Below are 17,716 nucleotides of genomic sequence, written 5' to 3' on the forward strand. Positions count from 1 at the left end.
GCCGTCATCGCGCCACGCGTAGAAATAGCCCCGAACCGTTGAAACCGGCGGGAAGTCGTTGGGCAACATACGCCATTGGCATCCGGTCGTTGCAATGTAGAGGAGTGCGTCGACCACGTCGCGCAAACATGTCGTACGGGGCCGACCAGTTGTCTTCGGCGGCGACATCGAAGGCGCTATCAACGCCCATTCCGCATCCTTCATATCGCTTGCGTATTTATCGCCTTTTCGATCATGTTGACGGCGGGTGAGTTCAGTCCAAGCCATTGTGATCTCCATTCAGCTTCACAACCGAACAGAATCACAAACCACTGAACTCACTCAAATAGTTTTAAATCGGGCTCTTAGGCTTCAGTTGTGCGACACCTTTGGACATCGGCGCGATGGCTGGGTTCCCGTGGGAAGCAGCAAAAGCAGCGCTACGGCCCGCAGGGGCGCCCCACTATGCTGGATTGCAATGCATCGGCGATCGACCTGTTGCGCGGGTCGCCCGCGATCACAGTTGTCAGCGCCATGCGCTTGCTTGCGTACATCGCGCGGTCGGCGGCCTTTTCAATGTCCTGTATGGTATCCCCGTTATCGGGATAGCGGGCGATCCCCATGGCGGCCGATAGCTGCTGGACCCGTTCGCCCGGAAGTATGACGCTATGCTGTGCAAGCGTGGTGGCAATCGCCTCTCCGATATCGCGCAGAACATTTGTCGAATGAACATGCAGGGCCAGCAATGCAAATTCGTCGCCGCCGATGCGCGCCGCAACGTCGCGATCGCGCGAGTTTTCCTTGATGGCTCGCGCCAGCGTCTGGATCGCCTGATCGCCTGCCTCGTGCCCCAAGGCGTCATTGATGACCTTCAGGCCGTTCATGTCGATATAGAAAAGCGCAAAGACCTTTCGTTGGGCGATGGCGTCCTCCATCATCCGGTGCAGGCCGCGGGCATTCAAAAGGCCGGTCATCGGGTCCGTTTCGACCTGTGTCGCCAGCACCTGATTTTCCTGCTCTAACCGTATTTTTTGCAGGTGAAGCCGTTTCGCCCTTTGCAGATTGCTGCGGTGGGCCGTTGTCATATTTGCGAACCCCGTTTTGATCCGCAGCGTTTCCACCAGCTTTACCGCGATAAGATCATGGGATTGGAACGCGCCGCCCAGCCGCCAGCCGCAGGCCGTCAGTCCTTGGCCCGCTTCAGTCTGCATCGCAAACCTGATCTGCGCTGTACTGCCAAAGCATGCCGTCAACTTGTGCTTTTCAAGCGGGGCATTCAAAACCCAATCCAGAAACGTATCCCCGGCCTGTAGCGCAAACGAACTGCGCGCTAGATCGTTTCCCGCAACAACATGCAGGCCCCGGTTCAGCACGACGCATGGTTCAGAGCTGAAGGACAGCATCGTTTCGATCAGGCGACGTTCCATAAGTCAGTCTGCGAAAAATTCAGACCCGGACGTCGGGGCATTTTCGTCAATCTGCAGCGCGACGACCACATGGCAATGGCTATCGTGGCGCGCGATGGACTTGTCGATTGTGACGTGGGCATAGCCGTTGCGGTCAGCGACCACGCGGCCAAAGACATTGGTCGTCATCATGCAAAGCGATGGACGGCCCGTCACCTTGTCGCCAAAGGGACAGCGCCCGGCGCGCATGATGATTTGGGTGCTATCCGCAGACACGACTTCAAAGTTGCCCCCGATCCGCGTTTTGAGATCAAGCAAAACCTGCGCGAGTTGGTCAGGAGCGGCGCTGCTGGCGTCTGCGGGGTAAAGGCCAGAGATTTCTTTACCGATATGGCTGCCGACAGTACTGATGAAGCCTTCCGCATCTTGCAGCCCGATGATCGTTTCCAACAGCTCTGCCAGATCGCCGAGGACATTCGCAAAGAAATCCGGTTGGTTCAGTGATTGCGCTGATTGCGCTGTGGCTACATCGATCTTCTGTTCGAACATCTTGGCCATCCATATTTGCGTTGTGGCCTATCCTATGGCGGCAAACTTTAACGCCAGCTTAATTCCTGACCACAGATCAGGTTTGGCTGGGCAAATTGCAAAAGGCGCGCCATGGTGGCGTTATGCAATTTCCCGGCTTTATCCGTCCCGCCAGCTCTGGCGATATCCCCGCTATCGATGCGCTGCTCAAGGCGGCCTTTGGCGGCAGTGAGGAGGTCGCCATTGTCCACGCGCTGCGCCGTGACGGGGCTATTCGGGGCGAGCAGGTGATCCCGCTTGGGGATGAAATCATTGGCTATTATGCGCTATCTGCAATGAAGTCCCCGGCGGGCTGGCTTTGCCTTGCGCCTGTCGCAATTGCGCCCGGCTGGCAGGGCCGCGGGCATGGGCGGCGGCTGGTGTCGCAGCTTGCGGCATGGGCGGATCAGACGCAGACTGTGATCGCTGTGCTGGGCGCGCCTGCATTTTATGCCAAGGCGGGGTTCGTCGCCGCTGCGGCCGCTGCGCTGACATCGCCCTATCCAGTGGCGCAAACCTTGCTGGCCGGGGCAGGGGGTAAGGTCCCACAGCAAAAGCTGATCTATCCAGTAGCTTTCGGCAAAGGCCCGACTGCTCCGAAAAACGCGTCTGCCTAGCGAATGATCGGCTCTAACGGGTCGTAAAGCATCATACCTGCTTCGCCCCAAGCCGCTTGGATCAGCGCATCAGGCTTGACGTGCATATCTTGCGCCTGATCCTTTGTGACCCACCGGCGATGCGTGACGATCCCTTCAAGATCGGCCCAATCGGGGTCTAGGGTGCCCTGCGTGATGCTGGCATGAAAGTAGATGTCGATTTGGTGGAAATCACGCTCTACGTCGTGGAATTCGTTCACAAGGCATGGGGGGCCGACGCAAATCGTCAGGCCGGTTTCCTCGAACACTTCTCGGATCAGGTTATCGTGTAGGCTGGCGTGGGCCTCGACTCCGCCGCCGGGGGCGCACCACAGGTCGGTCCGCCCGGCATAGGCGTTGACCAGCAACAGGCGATCCTGATGCAGAATAACGGCGCGGACAGCGGTGCGGGGCGGGCGTGACATAGCGGCAACCTGACCTGCGGCGCAAGTTTGTGCAAGCGCTGGACTAGGACTTTGCCGCAGCGGTGCTATCTAGGGCGAATGAAATATATCACCTTGATGATGCTTGTGTTGTTGACGGCCTGCGCACGCGGCGGACCCGTCGTTGCACAATCGCGCGAATGCGTTGTGCTGCTGCACGGGCTTGCGCGCAGTGAAATCAGCCTGACCCCGATGCAGCTTTATCTGGAAGGGAAAGGCTATTTCGTCGTCAATCGCGGCTATCCATCGACCGAAGACCCCATTCAGAAGTTAGTCGCCGAGAACGTGGGGCAGGATATCGCTGCCTGCGGTGATCGGCGTGTGAATGTGGTCACGCATTCGATGGGCGGCATCTTGATCCGCGCCTATTTGGCCAATCACCACCCGGAAAACTGGGGCCGTGTCGTCATGCTGGCCCCCCCAAACGAGGGGTCCGATTTGGTCGACGTTTTTGGGACGTGGGAGCCGTTCAAATGGATTAATGGTCCGGCAGGGCTGCAGCTTGGTACCGATCCAGACAGCTTTCCGAATGAACTGCCGGGGGCAGAGGGATATGAGCTGGGCATTATCGCAGGATCGCGCAGTTTGAACCCTGTCTATTCGGCGGTGATTGACGGCGGTGATGACGGCAAGGTCAGCGTCGAAAGCACGCAGTTGGCAGGCATGCAGGACCACATCGTGCTGCCCGTGACGCATACCTTTATGATGAACAATCCGCTGGTCATGGCGCAGGTGCTAGCGTTCTTGCAAAGCGGCAGCTTTGATCGCGGGCTCAGCCTGACCGGGGTGATCTTTGGTGAGGAATAATATCAGGTTTTCGTTGAAAACCTGATGCCTCCGGCGGGAGTTTTTCCGGCAAGGTGAATGGGGGCGTGCGGGTCTGCACAAAAGGCCATGCGCGGGTGGCGCGGCCTTTTGCGGCGTTTTATATTCAGCCTTGCTTGGCTTCGAGGGCAGCAATGCGCGCGGACAGGGCCGCGTTTTCTTCGCGCGCTTTTTGCGCCATTGTGCGCACGGCGTCGAATTCTTCGCGGGTGACCAGATCGCGGTCAGCCAGCCAGCGGTCCATCATGGATTTCATGGCGTTGTTCGCCTCATCCTTTGCCCCTTGGGCGACGCCCATGGCGTTGGTCATCAGGCTGCTGAGGTCGTCGAAAATCTTGCCCTTGGGTTGCATCGGGTTTCTCCATCCGGTTGCGGGGCACAGCCCCGTTTCCCTTCCTATATGGTGTTGTGATGGCTGGGCTGCAAGCGGGCGGTTGACTTCGCCGATGCTGCACCACAGGAATAGCGCCATGTTGGCTGCCATTCCCTTTCCCGATATCTCGCCCGAGATTTTCTCGGTCACGCTATTTGGCGCGACCTTTGCGCTGCGCTGGTATGCGGTGTCCTATATCGTGGGGATCGCGATCGGGTACCGTATGATTGCCGGGGCCCTTAAACGGCCCGCGCTGTGGCGGGGCGAGCCGCCAATCGCGCCGGCGCGCCTAGAGGATTACCTGACTTATATCGTCATCGGTGTGATTGTGGGCGGACGGCTGGGCTACTGTCTGTTCTATCAGCCGGGATATTACTTGACGCATCCACTGGAAATTCCGGCGATCTGGACCGGCGGCATGTCGTTTCATGGCGGCTTTTTAGGGGTCGTTCTGGCGGTCATCGTCTTTGCCCGCCGTAACGGTGTGGCGCTTGGGTCGATGGCCGATGTGACGGCCTTGGCCGCGACGCCTGCCATTTTGTTGGTGCGGATTGCGAATTTTATCAACGACGAACTGTGGGGCCGGCCGACCGATCTGCCGTGGGGTGTCGTGTTTCCATCTGCGGCAGCGCAGGATTGCGCCGGTGTCGTCGGCCTATGTGCACGGCACCCAAGCCAGTTGTATGAATCCGCGCTTGAAGGTCTGGTGCTGGGCGCGCTGCTGCTTTTCCTCGTCTACCGGCGGGGCGCGTTGAAGTTCCCTTGGCTGACGACGGGCGTCTTTTGTGCGGGCTATGCGCTCGTGCGGTTCATGCTGGAATTTGTGCGCCAGCCGGATGCGCAGTTTCGCGGCACGGATAACCCGCTAGGCTGGGCGCTTGATTTCGGCGATTGGGGCCTGACGATGGGGCAATGCCTGTCGCTGCCCATGTTCCTATTTGGGGTCAGCCTGATCGTGCTGTCGCGCCGCCGGTGAGCCTTGCTGCGCAGCTACGCGCGCGGATAGCGCAAAGCGGGCCGATGACGCTCGCCGATTACATGGCCGCCTGCCTGCTGGACCCGGCGCATGGGTATTATGCGACCCGCGACCCTTTCGGCGCTGGGGGCGATTTCATCACCTCGCCCGAGATTAGTCAGATGTTTGGAGAAATGATTGGCCTGTGTCTGGCGCAGACCTGGCTGGATCAGGGATCGCCCGCCCCCTTTACGCTGGCAGAGGCGGGGCCGGGGCGCGGCACGCTGATGGCGGATATTCTGCGCGCCACGCGCGGTGTGCCGGGGTTCCTTGACGCGGCGCAGGTGCATTTGATCGAGGCTTCTGCAACCTTGCGTGCTGCGCAGGCAGAGCGCGTGCCGGGGGCGATCTGGCTGGATCACGTGGACCAACTGCCGCAGCAGCCGCTGCTGTTCGTCGCGAACGAGTTCTATGACGCGCTGCCGATCCGCCAGTTCCGCCGTGACGGGGCAGGGTGGCGCGAAGTCGTTGTCGGGCTGCAAGGTGATCAGCTGGCCTTTGGCGTGACTGACCCCGCGCCGTTGGCGGCGTTGGCGCACCGGATTGAGGATACCAAAGACGGTGATCTGGTCGAGGTTTGCCCCGCATTAGCACCTATCACCGCAGCCATCAGCGCGCTTATCGCCGCGCATGGCGGGGCGGCGCTGATGATCGACTATGGCGACTGGACGTCGCTTGGCGATACCTTTCAGGCGGTGCAGGCGCACCGCGTGACCGACCCGCTGGCGAACCCCGGACAGGCGGATCTGACGGCGCATGTCGATTTTGCCGCGCTGGCCGCCGCAGCTGCGCCAGCCAAGCATACCCGCCTGACGCCGCAGGGCGTGTTCCTGGAGCGCCTTGGGATTACGCAACGTGCGCAAGCGCTGGCGGCTGGGCTGTCCGGCCCGGCGCTGGACGCGCATGTCGCCGCACATCGCCGCTTGACCCACCCTGCCGATATGGGCGACCATTTTAAGGTGATCGGGATTTATCCCGATGGCGCTACCCCACCACCGGGACTGACCGCATGACACTGGATATCATTACTGCACCCTTGCTGGACCCTGTGCGCCACGGGTTCTTTACCCGCATTGGCGGGGCATCTTCGGGTGTATTCTCAGGCTTGAACTGCGGTTTTGGCAGTAGCGATCAGTCGGACATTGTTGCGATCAACCGGGGCCGCGTTGCGGACGCGATGGATGTTGCGCATGACGGGCTGGCGGGGGTGCATCAGGTGCATTCCGCCGATGTCGTCGCTGTAACCGCCGCGCCTGTGAATAAACCCAAGGCCGATGGTCTGGTCACGGCCACGCCGGGCGTTGCCCTGTCGGTGCTGACCGCCGATTGCCAGCCGATCCTGTTTGCCGACCCGGTGGCGGGTGTCATCGGGGCCTGCCACGCAGGCTGGCAAGGCGCGCTGGACGGCGTCATCGATGCGACCGTCAAGGCGATGGAAGCACTGGGCGCGCGCGCCGCTGATATTCGCGCGGTCATTGGACCCACGATCAGCCAGCGCGCCTATGAGGTCGGGCCAGAATTCCGCGACCGCTTTATGGCGCTGGACGCGAGCGCAGAGCGTTTCTTTGTCGCGGGGCAGGGGGATCGCCTGCATTTCGATCTGCCCGCTTACGGCCTTTACCGTTTGCGTGGTGCGGGCGTGGGGCAGGCCGAATGGACGCGGCACTGCACATATGCTGATCCTGCGCGATTCTTTTCCTATCGTCGCAGCGTGCATAGCAAAGATCCGGACTATGGCCGCCTGATCGCAGCAATTTCGCTGTAATCAGGCGCAAATGCGGCGGGCGGCGGCCCAGATCCCGCCTTGATCTGCGCAACAATGCGCGCCTTTATAAGGTGATTGGCGCTGCTACCGCGCGCAATCGTGTTAAAAGCTTGAGGTTTCCGCCTGCGCAACAATGCGGCCCTATTCGCCGGGATTAGCGCTGCATTTTTATTTGGAAACCGCGTGAATGGCCCAATTTGTGCCGCAGCCCGGGGTGACAGTGGTCCTATCAGCTGCAGGACCTGCAGCCACACAAACACTCAGAGGACCACCCCATGACAATGCAAAAGCGCTGGATGACCAACATGATTTCCGAGGCCGAGGCCTGCACCACCAAGATGCCTTGGGAGCGTGGATTGCGCCGCCAAGCAATGATCTCCCGGCGACTGGACACTGAAGAGCGCAAGGTCAAAGTGACCCTGCCGCCGATGCCCGCTGGCATCAGCCTGGCCAGCTAAAACCGACCCATTCCCCGGCCGCTGGGTTTTCCCTGCCTGCGGTCAGACGATCCCGCGCAGTTCACCCCTCTGGCTGCGCGGGTTTTTCATGTTTCCGGCAGCGCTGCGATCCGCCGCTGACCGATGTCATGATGTGATTGCTTCAAATTCGATTGTGATGGGCTTCACCTGCTGCCGTCGGTTGCTGGTCTGGCAGGATCGCAGGGTCGAGGGGCCGTTGATTCGGCCCAAAATAGGGCATGAATGGCCCAGATTGTGGCGTCACTGATCTGCGATCGTGGACAATCACACGTTTAATTAACTGATTAGTAGTTAATTAAGGGCGTTTGAGAAAACACTTTGACAGCCCCACCCCTTTTTTGACACAATTAGGACAACAGCAACGATCTCCTCAGATGTTGTCGGTGGGGCCGGCAGATGATGTGACAAACCGCAAGGTAGTGCACATGACTCTAAAGACTCCTACTGCCGCCGCAGGCCTCGCGGCGGATCGCTATACTAATCCGGTGTCCTCAGACCGGATCGCTAGTCCAGATGGGCAACCTAGACGCGTGATGCCTCTCATGCGTCGGTACGAGGTTGCCCACCTGACGACTTCCTTAGAAACCCATGAATTTCACCGCCTTGCGCCGGCTAGTCCCGTGTTCGAAGACTGCTTTGGCGCGCTTGGTCGCGGCGCAATCCTGCAAACTGATTCCGGACCGCGCGCAGTCGAGGATCTATGGCCCGGCGACCGCATCTTGACGGTCAGCCATGGCATGCAGACCTTGCAATGGCGCGGCCAGATGCAGATCGTGCCGCGTAGCACGCAAATGCGTCCTGAAATCGGCACCATGGTCCGCATCACGTCAGAGGCGATGGGCCTGTCCCGTCCAGCGCAGGATTTGGTGCTGGGGCCAACCGCCCGCATCGCCCACCGCGCCCCCGGCACCCAGCGTCTGACCGGGGACGAGGTTGCCTTCGTCCCCGCGCGTGACTTCGTTGATCATTGCAGCGTGATTGCGCTGCAACCAATCGCGCCGGTGCACGCCTATCAGCTGGGCTTTGCCGACCATGCCGCCGTCAGCGTCAATGGGATAGAGGTCGAAACCCTGCATCCTGGCCTGCCGCATCAGCTGAACCTGCGCGGCGAAACGGCGGCGACGCTGATGGCGCTGTTCCCGCATAAATCGACGCTGTCTGACTTTGGTCCATTGCTGCACCCTCGCATCGCCCTGCGCGATCTGGACCTGTTCAGCGCCGCTTGACGCAGATCAAGGCGGGCGGCGGGGCTGTGTCCCATAGTCATCGTGCAAGGCTGGGCCGTGCGGCCCCGCCTGCATGATGCATGGGAGCAGACAGATGATCACAATCAACACCGTCGCCACGCCCGGACAGTTGGAATGCCGCGTGTCCGGCCACCTGACGCAAGCAGATTACGAGGACACGCTGTCGCCTGCCCTAGAGCAGGCATTTTCGACGTCGGACACGCTGCGTGTGCTTGTCATCATCGACAATGATTTGAGCGGCATGGACGCCGGTGCCGTCTGGGAAGATACCAAGTTGGGGCTGGCGCATTGGCGCGGGTTTGACCGTTTGGCCGTTGTCACCGATCTGGGATTCGCCCGTGTTGGTGTGCGCGCTTTTGCGCCGCTGATGCCATGCCCCGTGCAGGTCTTTGCCCACGTCGATATCGATGCAGCGCGCCTGTGGTTGCGCGAATCCCTTGGCACGATCCACGCACAAGAGCTTGCCCCCGGCACGATGGAGCTATGCCTGCTGGGCGAGGTCGATGCAGACGCCTACACCCGCGCGAACGAGGCTTTGGCTGCCCATGTCACGCAGGGCGAAGAGTTGCGCCTCTTGCTGGACGTACGCGGGTTTGATGGCTGGCAGGGTCCAGCCGCAATGGCAGCGCATCTGCGCACGGTCATGGCCCACGCCGGGCAAGCCAAGCGTATCGCCATCGTCGGCGCGTCGCACTGGCAGCACGCGGCAGAGCTGATCGGCAAGCGCGTATTGGCGGCCAAGGTTAACTACTTTGACTCCGATAAATACGCCGAGGCCCGCGAATGGGTGCTGGGCACCAAGGCGGCTTAAGCGTCTTTCGCCAGCCGCGCTTCAAGCACCTCAAAGGGGACGCCGGGTTCATCCTTGGCGCCCCGGATGACCAAAGACGTCTTAACGCTGGCCACATTGGGCGCGCTGGTCAGCTCTTCTGTCAGGAACCTCTGGAAAGAACGCAGGTCAGGCGCGACGCATTTGAGGATGAAGTCCACCTCGCCGTTTAGCATGTGACACTCGCGCACCAGCGGCCAGCCTTTGCAGCGGCCTTCAAAGGCGCTCAGATCCGCCTCTGCCTGACTGACCAGCCCGACCATTGCGAAAACCTGCACTTCAAAGCCCAGCTCGCGCGGGTCGATGTCGGCGTGATAGCCGCGGATGTAACCTTGCTCTTCCAGCGTGCGAACGCGGCGCAGGCAGGGCGGGGCGCTGATGCCGACGCGCTTGGCCAATTCAACGTTGGTCATGCGTCCGTCGGCTTGCAGCTCGGCAAGAATCATACGATCAATCTCGTCGAGTTTGGCGCCTGGCATAATCTTCGGTCCTCTTGCGAATTTTGCAATTCATACGCGGTCGCTGCGGTGGGCGCAATAATATAACAAACCTGCGCAACAACTGACAACGCGCAGTGGGTTTTCACGGTGCCGCCGCGCGCCTATATCCACACCAAAGCCATCAGGAGGCATCCCATGACGGATCGCAACACACATACCAAGGTCTTGATCGTCGGCTCTGGCCCCGCCGGATATACCGCCGGCGTCTATGCCAGCCGCGCGATGCTGGAACCCATGCTGATCCAAGGGATCGAGCCGGGCGGCCAGCTGACCACCACAACCGAGGTCGAAAACTGGCCCGGCGATACCGAAGTGCAGGGTCCCGACCTGATGGCCCGGATGGAGGCACACGCCCGCGCCATGGGCACGAACATCGTGCATGACATCGTGACCTCGCTCGATCTGTCCAAGCGTCCTTTTACGGCGACCTGCGACAGCGGCGCGGTTGTCACGGCGGATGCGGTTATTCTGGCGACTGGCGCGCGCGCCAAATGGCTGGGCCTGCCGTCCGAGGAAAAGTTCAAGGGCTTTGGCGTCAGCGCCTGCGCCACCTGTGACGGCTTCTTTTATCGTGGTCAGGAAATCGTCGTCGTCGGCGGCGGCAACACCGCCGTCGAAGAGGCACTGTTTCTGACGAACTTCGCGTCCAAAGTCACGCTGGTCCACCGCCGCGATACGCTGCGCGCGGAAAAAATCTTGCAGGACCGCTTGCTCAAGAACCCCAAGATCGTCACGCTTTGGCACCATGCGGTCGAAGAAGTCGTCGGCACCACCAGTCCGCTGGGCGTCGAGGCCGTGCGCGTCAAACACGTCGAGACCGGAGAGATTACTGAAATTCCTGCAAAGGGTCTGTTCATCGCGATCGGCCATGCCCCGGCGTCGGAATTGGTGAAGGATCAGCTGGAAACGCACAACGGCGGCTACGTCAAGGTAGAGCCCGGCACGACCCGCACCGCAATTCCCGGCGTCTTTGCGGCCGGCGATTTGACCGATCATATCTACCGCCAGGCTGTCACCTCGGCCGGGATGGGCTGCATGGCCGCATTGGACGCAGAGCGATTCTTGGCGGAACACGGTGAAGCGGAACGCGAGGACGTGACGCTGCCCCTAGGCTACGGCGCGGAAGCACCCGCCGAATAACATCCGCAACTGGCCCCCGCCAAAGGGTGGTGGGCCAGCTTGACGCCGCGCCGCGCCGTTCTGCTATTGGCGCGTTTTTCGGAATAATGTTCCCGTAATCGGGGCATTATTGATCCATTGCGCCCCGAGTTATTTCGAATCTTCGTGCAGGTCTTGATACTGCCACGATTCCATGTTTCGGACGCTACTTAATTGAAACGACATTTTTACAGGTCTGCCCATGCCTCAGAATCTCTCGCCGATCCCCGAACTCTTTGTCTCTCCTGACAGTGCGCAAAAGCTGAAGCAAGAGGCAGGCGAGCTGATTAGTCACGACCTGACATCTCGTCAGATTTGCGACCTAGAGCTGCTGATGAACGGTGGTTTCTATCCGCTTAAGGGCTTCCTGCCCGAAGCCGATTACGATTCCGTCGTGTCCGACATGCGCCTTGCCGATGGCAAGCTGTGGCCTATGCCGATCAACTTGGATGTATCGCAAAAGTTCGCCGATACCATCGAGCTGGGCACCGATATTGCCCTGCGCGACCAAGAGGGCGTGATCCTTGCGACCATGACCGTCACCGACAAGTGGGTACCGAACAAGTCGCTGGAGGCCGAGAAGGTCTTTGGCGCTGATGATTCCGCGCACCCTGCTGTGAACTATCTGCACAACACCGCTGGCGCGGTCTATCTGGGCGGCCCGGTCACCGGGATCCAGCAGCCTGTGCACTATGACTTCCGGTCCAAGCGCGACACCCCGAACGAGCTGCGCGCCCTGTTCCGCAAGCTGGGCTGGCGCAAGGTCGTCGCTTTCCAGACTCGCAACCCGCTGCACCGCGCGCATCAGGAACTGACGTTCCGCGCCGCGAAAGAAGCGCAAGCTAACCTGCTGATCCACCCTGTCGTCGGCATGACCAAGCCGGGTGACGTGGACCACTTTACCCGCGTGCGCTGCTACGAGGCGGTCCTGGACCAGTACCCCCAGTCCACGACGACCATGTCGTTGCTGAACTTGGCCATGCGTATGGCTGGCCCACGCGAAGCTGTCTGGCACGGCCTGATCCGCGCCAACCACGGTTGCACCCACTTCATCGTTGGCCGTGACCACGCTGGCCCCGGCAAGAACTCTGCAGGTAAGGATTTCTACGGCCCCTACGATGCGCAGGAGCTGTTCAAAAAGCATGAGGAAGAGATCGGCCTGGAAATGGTCGACTTCAAGCACATGGTCTACGTGCAGGAAAAGGCACAATACTATCCTGCGGACGAAGTCCCCGAAGGTGGCACCGTGTTGGATATCTCCGGCACCGAACTGCGTCGCCGTCTGGCCGAAGGTCTGGAGATCCCTGAATGGTTCTCTTTCCCGCAGGTCGTGTCAGAGCTGCGCCGCACCCGTCCGGCCCGCAACAAGCAGGGCTTTACGGTGTTCTTCACCGGCTTCTCTGGCTCGGGCAAATCCACCATCGCGAACGCGTTGATGGTCAAGCTGATGGAAATGGGCGGCCGTCCGGTCACGCTGCTTGATGGTGATATCGTTCGTAAGAACCTGTCGTCTGAACTGGGCTTTTCCAAAGAGCACCGCGACCTGAACATTCGCCGCATCGGCTATGTCGCGTCGGAAATCACCAAGAACGGCGGCATCGCGATCTGTGCGCCCATCGCGCCCTATGCGACCACCCGCCGCGCTGTGCGTGAAGATATCGAAGCTTTCGGTGCCTTCATCGAAGTCCACGTCGCCACGTCCATCGAGGAATGTGAACGCCGTGACCGCAAGGGCCTGTACAAGCTGGCCCGCGAAGGCAAGATCAAGGAATTCACTGGTATTTCTGATCCCTACGACGTTCCAGAGACCCCTGAAATGCGGATCGAGACTGAGTCCACCGAAGTCGACAACTGCGCGCATCAGGTCATCCTAAAGCTGGAATCGATGGGCCTGATCACCGGCTAATCGCACGCGATTTTTAAAATACAAAAGGCCGGACCCTCGCGTCCGGCCTTTTTCTATGTCGTGCCCTGCGGGCTAAGCATCTTGCCAGATGGCCCTAAGGGCGCAAAGGCAGCAGCCGAACGGGTTAGTGCAGCGTGACCAGCTGCATGTCATGCTCGTCTGCCAGATGGGTTGCAATGCCCTGACTGGCCACCAGCGCAACCTGTTCGCCCATGGTGTTATGCACCGCAAACAGTGTCTTCAGATCACCCGCCTGCGCGCGCACGTCATCGGGCAGATCGGCCGTCAGTACGGGCTTCAGATAGACGATATTTTGACCCAAAGATTGCAGATCGTTTTTCGTGAACATGGCTTATCCTTTCCGGATCTGTATTGTTTGTATAACGCGGTCAGGTTCGCTTCGGTTCAGATCGATGTGCAGCAGACCATTTTCAATGGTTGCGGCACCGACCTCGACCCCCTCTGCCAACACAAAAGAGCGTTGAAATTGCCGACCCGCGATGCCGCGATGCAGGAATACTCGCTCGCCGTTCTCTTCACTTTGGCGGCCGCGCACGACCAGCGTTGAATCCTCGACCGTGATGGCTAGGTCATCCTCGGCAAAGCCAGCAACCGCCAGCGTAATGCGATACGACCGCTCAGAGGTCTGTTCGATGTTATACGGGGGGTAGCCGTCGTTACCCGTCTTGGCGGTGCGTTCCACCAAGCGTTCAAGCTGCTCAAACCCCAGCAGGAACGGATGTGTTCCCAAAGCCAGTTTCGTCATGCGGCACGTCCTTACCTTTAAGCGACATCTGCAAAGCGGTCCCGCGTTTGGCAACCGCTACATCCAATATGGGAACCTTTGCGTCCTGTCGCAAGTCACGGTCTTCGCTTGCGTTTACGGGACTGAAACCTCTAGGCGTTTTTGTCGAAAAGCGATAGGATTACAGCAACCCGGCACGGACGGCGATCCGCGCACAGATTGAAAGACCACCATGAATTCCTCTTCCCGCATGAGCGAGGCAGAGATCCTGACCATCGAAATCGCCGTCCTGCGCGGCGAGCATCGGGATCTGGATCTTGCAATCGCTGCTCTACAAGAACGTCACCCCGGTGATGTGCTGACGCTGTCGCGCCTCAAGAAAAAGAAGCTGTCGCTCAAAGATCTGATCGCCCGGCTCGAGGATCGCTTGAACCCTGATATCATCGCCTAAGGATTGGGCCCTTATAAGGCCCGTTACTTGCCGCTGCGTGCGCGCGCGGTATAAGGCAAATGCAACAGCACAAGGGGGACGTCATGGCAGACGTGCAGATCGGCATCATCATGGGCAGCCAATCCGATTGGCCCACCATGAAAGAAGCCGCCGACATCCTAGATGCGCTTGGTATCCCGTACGAGAAAAAGATCGTCAGCGCCCACCGGACGCCCGACCGGCTGTGGGATTATGGCAAAACGGCCGTTGATCGCGGCCTGCAGGTCATCATCGCCGGGGCAGGGGGCGCGGCCCATCTGCCCGGTATGATGGCGTCGAAAACGCGCGTGCCCGTGCTGGGCGTGCCGATCCAGACGCGCGCGCTGTCGGGTGTGGACAGCCTTTATTCCATTTTGCAAATGCCGCGAGGCTTTCCCGTCGGCACCATGGCGATTGGCGCAGCCGGTGCGGCGAACGCGGGCCTGATGGCCGCCGCGATCCTTGCGCTGCATGATCCCGCTTTGGCGCAGCGCCTTGACCAATGGCGCAGCGATTTGTCTGCCTCTATCCCGCAGGAGCCGATTGATGACTAAACCGCTTGCCCCCGGCGCAACCATCGGCATTTTGGGCGGCGGCCAATTAGGGCGTATGCTGTCCGTCGCGGCCGCGCGCCTTGGCTTTAAAACCTGCATCTTTGAACCCGCCGGCGACTGCCCTGCGTCCCATGTCGCGAACTTTCACATGCAGGCGGATTACGACGACACCGACGCCTTGACCCGCTTCGCGCAATCCTGCGACGTCATCACGTTTGAATTCGAAAACATCCCGACCGCCGCCCTTGATACGATCGAGGCGCTGCGCCCGATCCATCCGCCCCGCGCGGCCCTCGCGACCTCTCAGGACCGGCTGACCGAAAAGGCGTTTCTACAAGGCCTCGGTCTGACCACCGCCCCCTTTGCCGATATCACCGATGCAGCCAGCCTTGACGCTGCAATCGCCACCATCGGCACCCCCGCGATCCTGAAAACCCGCCGCATGGGCTATGACGGTAAGGGACAGGCGCGCATCATGACGCCGGCTGACGCCGCAACTGCGCTGGCCGATATGAACGGCCAGCCTGCGATCCTTGAAGGTTTCGTCGATTTCACGCACGAGGTTTCCGTCATCGCCGCCCGCGGCCAAGACGGCGCGGTCGCCTGTTTCGATCCCGGACAGAACGTCCATCACAGCGGTATCTTGCACACCACCACGGTGCCAGCGACCCTGACGCCGACCCAGCGCACGGACGCCATCCTGATCGCCGCGCGTATCTTGAACGCGCTCGACTATGTCGGTGTCCTTGGCGTCGAACTCTTCGTAACGCCCAAAGCCCTTATCGTGAACGAAATCGCGCCGCGCGTGCACAACTCCGGTCACTGGACGCAAAACGGCTGCGCCATCGACCAGTTTGAACAGCACATCCGTGCGGTGGCGGGCTGGCCGCTGGGCGATGGGTCACGGCATAGCAACGTCACAATGGAAAACCTGATCGGCGACGACGTGGACCGCATCCCGTTGATCGCAAAAGAGCCCGCGAGCCTGCACCTTTACGGCAAACCGCAGGCGCGCCCCGGCCGCAAAATGGGCCACGTAAACCGCGTCACCGGCCCCGCGACATAATTGGCAGTTGGCCCACTTCATCTGGCCAAATAAACTCCCGCGCGGCGCGCTGAGGTTTTTCGCGACGCGGAAAACCTCACATCTGCTCGCCTGAATTAACCAATTAGCAACCATCACACCGCTACCTGTTAACTGTAGTTAATCTAAGGAGCGCGCATGGTTGCGATGGCCTATACCGTCGCTTTTGACGGCATCGATGCGCGTCTGGTGCAGGTGCAATGTGCGATCAGTCCCGGCCTGCCGGGGTTTTCTATCGTCGGCCTGCCCGACAAAGCTGTGTCAGAGGCGCGCGAGCGGGTCCGCGCTGCGCTGACTTCGATGGCGATCGCGCTGCCCAGCCAACGGATCAGCATTAACCTCTCCCCCGCTGATATGCCGAAAGAGGGGTCTCACTTTGACCTGCCCATCGCGCTGGCGGTATTGGCGGCGCTGGACGTCGTTCCGCACGAAGAAGTCTCCGACCTTGTGGCGCTGGGCGAGCTGTCGCTTGACGGCACACTGGTCCCCGTGATTGGCGCGCTGCCTGCTGCAGTGGCGGCGGGTGACGGCGACCGATCCTTGATGTGCCCCGCCGCCTGCGGGGCAGAGGCGGCATGGGTCGACAGCGTCCGCGTGATCGCACCAACGTCACTTGCGCAGGCCATCTCTCATCTGACCGGCCGCGCCGTGCTGGACCCCGCCGTGCCCGGCGATGTGACCCATGCGAGCGGCGCGCGCTGCCTGTCAGAAGTCAAAGGTCAAGAACGCGCTAAGCGTGGCTTGGAAATCGCCGCGGCCGGGCGGCATCATATGCTGCTGGTCGGCAGTCCCGGCTCTGGCAAATCCATGCTTGCCGCCCGTATTCCCGGCATCCTGCCCGCCCTCACTCCGATTGAGGCGCTGGAGACGTCGATGATTCACTCGCTTGCTGGACTTCTGGACGACGGCGGCATTTCCCGCACCCGCCCGTTTCGCGAACCGCATCACACTGCGTCAATGGCGGCCATCGTTGGCGGCGGACGCGGCGCAAAGCCAGGAGAGATCAGCCTCGCCCACAACGGCGTGCTGTTCATGGACGAATTCCCCGAATTTCCGCGCGCCGTTCTGGAAACCCTGCGCCAACCGATCGAAACCGGCGAGGTCGTCGTCGCCCGCGCCAATGCCCACGTCCGTTATCCCTGCCGCTTTATGTTGGTCGCCGCCGCGAACCCCTGCAAATGCGGCTATCTGGCCGACGCCGCCCGCGCCTGCAGTCGCGCGCCGATCTGCGGAGAGGATTATATGGGCCGGATCAGCGGCCCCCTGATGGACCGCTTCGATCTGCGGATCGAGGTGCCCCCCGTTGCCTTTACCGACCTTGATCTGCCGATGTCCGGCGACACATCAGCCGATATCGCAGCGCGCGTTGCCCAGGCCCGCGCGGTGCAAGTCGCACGCTACGACGGCCACGCGGGGATGTGGGCCAATGCCGATGCGCAAGGCGCTGTACTGGAACAAGTCGCGACCCCGGACGCAGAGGGCCGCGATTTGCTGCTGCGCGTGGCAGAGCGGTTTGGGCTGTCTGCCCGCGGCTATCATCGTGTCCTGCGGGTCGCGCGCACGATCGCAGATCTGGATGGATCAGCAGACGTGCGGCGCAATCATATCGCCGAGGCCGTGAGCTTTCGTCTGACTCTGACGAAGGAGGTCTAAGGCAGGCAGGCGTGCGGGAGGTGTTCCGAATTTTCGGATGAAAATTCGGGGCCTCCGGCGGGAGTTTATTTGGCAAGGTGAAGC

At 60.7% G+C, this 17,716-nt stretch carries 22 protein-coding genes; 14 read left to right on the forward strand and 8 right to left on the reverse strand.

The features are described from left to right. The 3 genes from BM131_RS13845 to BM131_RS13855 all read right to left on the reverse strand — a co-directional run. A partial coding sequence (locus BM131_RS13845) for a transposase (protein ID WP_139222633.1) occupies positions 1–267 on the reverse strand: 267 nt, incomplete at its 3' end. 152 nt (positions 268–419) lie between these two features. Next, the gene (locus BM131_RS13850; protein ID WP_090190438.1) at positions 420–1,406 is read right to left on the reverse strand and encodes a GGDEF domain-containing protein; all 987 of its coding nucleotides are present in this window, start codon (positions 1,404–1,406) and stop codon (positions 420–422) included. Between the two features lie 3 nt (positions 1,407–1,409). After that, positions 1,410–1,934 carry a methanogen output domain 1-containing protein gene (locus tag BM131_RS13855; protein ID WP_139222634.1) on the reverse strand — a complete coding sequence of 175 codons (525 nt, stop codon included), beginning with the start codon at positions 1,932–1,934 and terminating at the stop codon, positions 1,410–1,412. A 122-nt stretch (positions 1,935–2,056) separates the two neighbouring features. Here BM131_RS13855 and BM131_RS13860 point away from each other — a divergent pair, with 122 nt between their 5' ends. Beyond that, a complete protein-coding gene (locus tag BM131_RS13860; protein WP_090190441.1) occupies positions 2,057–2,569 on the forward strand; it encodes a GNAT family N-acetyltransferase in 513 nt (170 codons plus the stop codon). On the opposite strand, the gene BM131_RS13865 is transcribed toward BM131_RS13860, so the two are convergent. Next, a complete protein-coding gene (locus tag BM131_RS13865; RefSeq protein WP_090190443.1) occupies positions 2,566–3,012 on the reverse strand; it encodes an NUDIX domain-containing protein in 447 nt (148 codons plus the stop codon). The two genes, BM131_RS13860 and BM131_RS13865, sit on opposite strands and share 4 nt — an antisense overlap. A 78-nt stretch (positions 3,013–3,090) precedes the next feature. Between BM131_RS13865 and BM131_RS13870 the strand changes: the two genes are divergently transcribed. Beyond that, entirely contained in the window at positions 3,091–3,837 is a 747-nt protein-coding gene (locus tag BM131_RS13870; RefSeq protein WP_090190444.1) for an alpha/beta fold hydrolase, read from the forward strand. Positions 3,838–3,961: 124 nt separating this feature from the next. Here BM131_RS13870 and BM131_RS13875 read toward each other — a convergent pair whose 3' ends face one another. After that, positions 3,962–4,207, reverse strand: coding sequence for an accessory factor UbiK family protein (locus tag BM131_RS13875; RefSeq protein ID WP_090190445.1), 246 nt, complete (start codon positions 4,205–4,207; stop codon positions 3,962–3,964). A gap of 118 nt (positions 4,208–4,325) precedes the next feature. Here BM131_RS13875 and lgt point away from each other — a divergent pair, with 118 nt between their 5' ends. From lgt to BM131_RS13905, 6 genes are all read left to right on the forward strand, one after another. Then, positions 4,326–5,204, forward strand: coding sequence for a prolipoprotein diacylglyceryl transferase (lgt, locus tag BM131_RS13880; protein ID WP_090190447.1), 879 nt, complete (start codon positions 4,326–4,328; stop codon positions 5,202–5,204). Between the two features lie 44 nt (positions 5,205–5,248). Next, positions 5,249–6,256 carry a class I SAM-dependent methyltransferase gene (locus BM131_RS13885; RefSeq protein WP_245754256.1) on the forward strand — a complete coding sequence of 336 codons (1,008 nt, stop codon included), beginning with the start codon at positions 5,249–5,251 and terminating at the stop codon, positions 6,254–6,256. Beyond that, positions 6,253–7,008 (forward strand): peptidoglycan editing factor PgeF, encoded by a 756-nt coding sequence (pgeF, locus tag BM131_RS13890; protein ID WP_090190450.1) that lies wholly within the window; start codon positions 6,253–6,255, stop codon positions 7,006–7,008. The genes BM131_RS13885 and pgeF overlap by 4 nt, the downstream gene beginning before the upstream one ends. Positions 7,009–7,283: 275 nt before the next feature. Then, entirely contained in the window at positions 7,284–7,466 is a 183-nt protein-coding gene (locus BM131_RS13895; RefSeq protein ID WP_090190452.1) for a hypothetical protein, read from the forward strand. Positions 7,467–7,912: 446 nt separating this feature from the next. Continuing rightward, positions 7,913–8,713, forward strand: coding sequence for a Hint domain-containing protein (locus tag BM131_RS13900; RefSeq protein WP_175499349.1), 801 nt, complete (start codon positions 7,913–7,915; stop codon positions 8,711–8,713). Between the two features lie 94 nt (positions 8,714–8,807). Then, complete coding sequence (locus tag BM131_RS13905) at positions 8,808–9,545, forward strand: SpoIIAA family protein (protein ID WP_175499351.1); 738 nt, start codon at positions 8,808–8,810, stop codon at positions 9,543–9,545. Here BM131_RS13905 and BM131_RS13910 read toward each other — a convergent pair. Then, on the reverse strand, positions 9,542–10,042 hold the full coding sequence (locus BM131_RS13910) for an Lrp/AsnC family transcriptional regulator (protein WP_090190455.1): 501 nt from the start codon (positions 10,040–10,042) through the stop codon (positions 9,542–9,544). The two genes, BM131_RS13905 and BM131_RS13910, sit on opposite strands and share 4 nt — an antisense overlap. 156 nt (positions 10,043–10,198) lie before the next feature. On the opposite strand from BM131_RS13910, the gene trxB reads away from it, so the two are divergent. Then, entirely contained in the window at positions 10,199–11,203 is a 1,005-nt protein-coding gene (gene trxB / locus BM131_RS13915; protein ID WP_090190457.1) for a thioredoxin-disulfide reductase, read from the forward strand. Positions 11,204–11,423: 220 nt separating this feature from the next. Next, positions 11,424–13,127: a bifunctional sulfate adenylyltransferase/adenylylsulfate kinase gene (locus BM131_RS13920; protein WP_090190458.1), complete on the forward strand. Its 1,704-nt coding sequence runs from the start codon at positions 11,424–11,426 to the stop codon at positions 13,125–13,127. 124 nt (positions 13,128–13,251) lie between these two features. Here BM131_RS13920 and BM131_RS13925 read toward each other — a convergent pair whose 3' ends face one another. Both BM131_RS13925 and BM131_RS13930 read right to left on the reverse strand, forming a co-directional pair. Beyond that, positions 13,252–13,476: a DUF1150 family protein gene (locus tag BM131_RS13925; protein ID WP_090190460.1), complete on the reverse strand. Its 225-nt coding sequence runs from the start codon at positions 13,474–13,476 to the stop codon at positions 13,252–13,254. Between the two features lie 3 nt (positions 13,477–13,479). Continuing rightward, positions 13,480–13,893, reverse strand: a complete 414-nt coding sequence (locus BM131_RS13930) for an Hsp20 family protein (RefSeq protein ID WP_090190461.1) — start codon at positions 13,891–13,893, stop codon at positions 13,480–13,482. Between the two features lie 211 nt (positions 13,894–14,104). On the opposite strand from BM131_RS13930, the gene BM131_RS13935 reads away from it, so the two are divergent. From BM131_RS13935 to BM131_RS13950, 4 genes are all read left to right on the forward strand, one after another. After that, entirely contained in the window at positions 14,105–14,323 is a 219-nt protein-coding gene (locus tag BM131_RS13935; protein ID WP_090190463.1) for a YdcH family protein, read from the forward strand. Between the two features lie 83 nt (positions 14,324–14,406). Then, entirely contained in the window at positions 14,407–14,895 is a 489-nt protein-coding gene (gene purE, locus BM131_RS13940; RefSeq protein WP_090190464.1) for a 5-(carboxyamino)imidazole ribonucleotide mutase, read from the forward strand. Continuing rightward, the gene (locus BM131_RS13945; protein ID WP_090190466.1) at positions 14,888–15,961 is read left to right on the forward strand and encodes a 5-(carboxyamino)imidazole ribonucleotide synthase; all 1,074 of its coding nucleotides are present in this window, start codon (positions 14,888–14,890) and stop codon (positions 15,959–15,961) included. The genes purE and BM131_RS13945 overlap by 8 nt, the downstream gene beginning before the upstream one ends. Positions 15,962–16,117: 156 nt before the next feature. Continuing rightward, the gene (locus BM131_RS13950) at positions 16,118–17,632 is read left to right on the forward strand and encodes a YifB family Mg chelatase-like AAA ATPase (protein ID WP_090190467.1); all 1,515 of its coding nucleotides are present in this window, start codon (positions 16,118–16,120) and stop codon (positions 17,630–17,632) included. Positions 17,633–17,716: the final 84 nt, after the last annotated feature.

Origin of the sequence: Loktanella salsilacus, from assembly GCF_900114485.1 — a bacterium.
Lineage (GTDB): Bacteria > Pseudomonadota > Alphaproteobacteria > Rhodobacterales > Rhodobacteraceae > Loktanella > Loktanella salsilacus.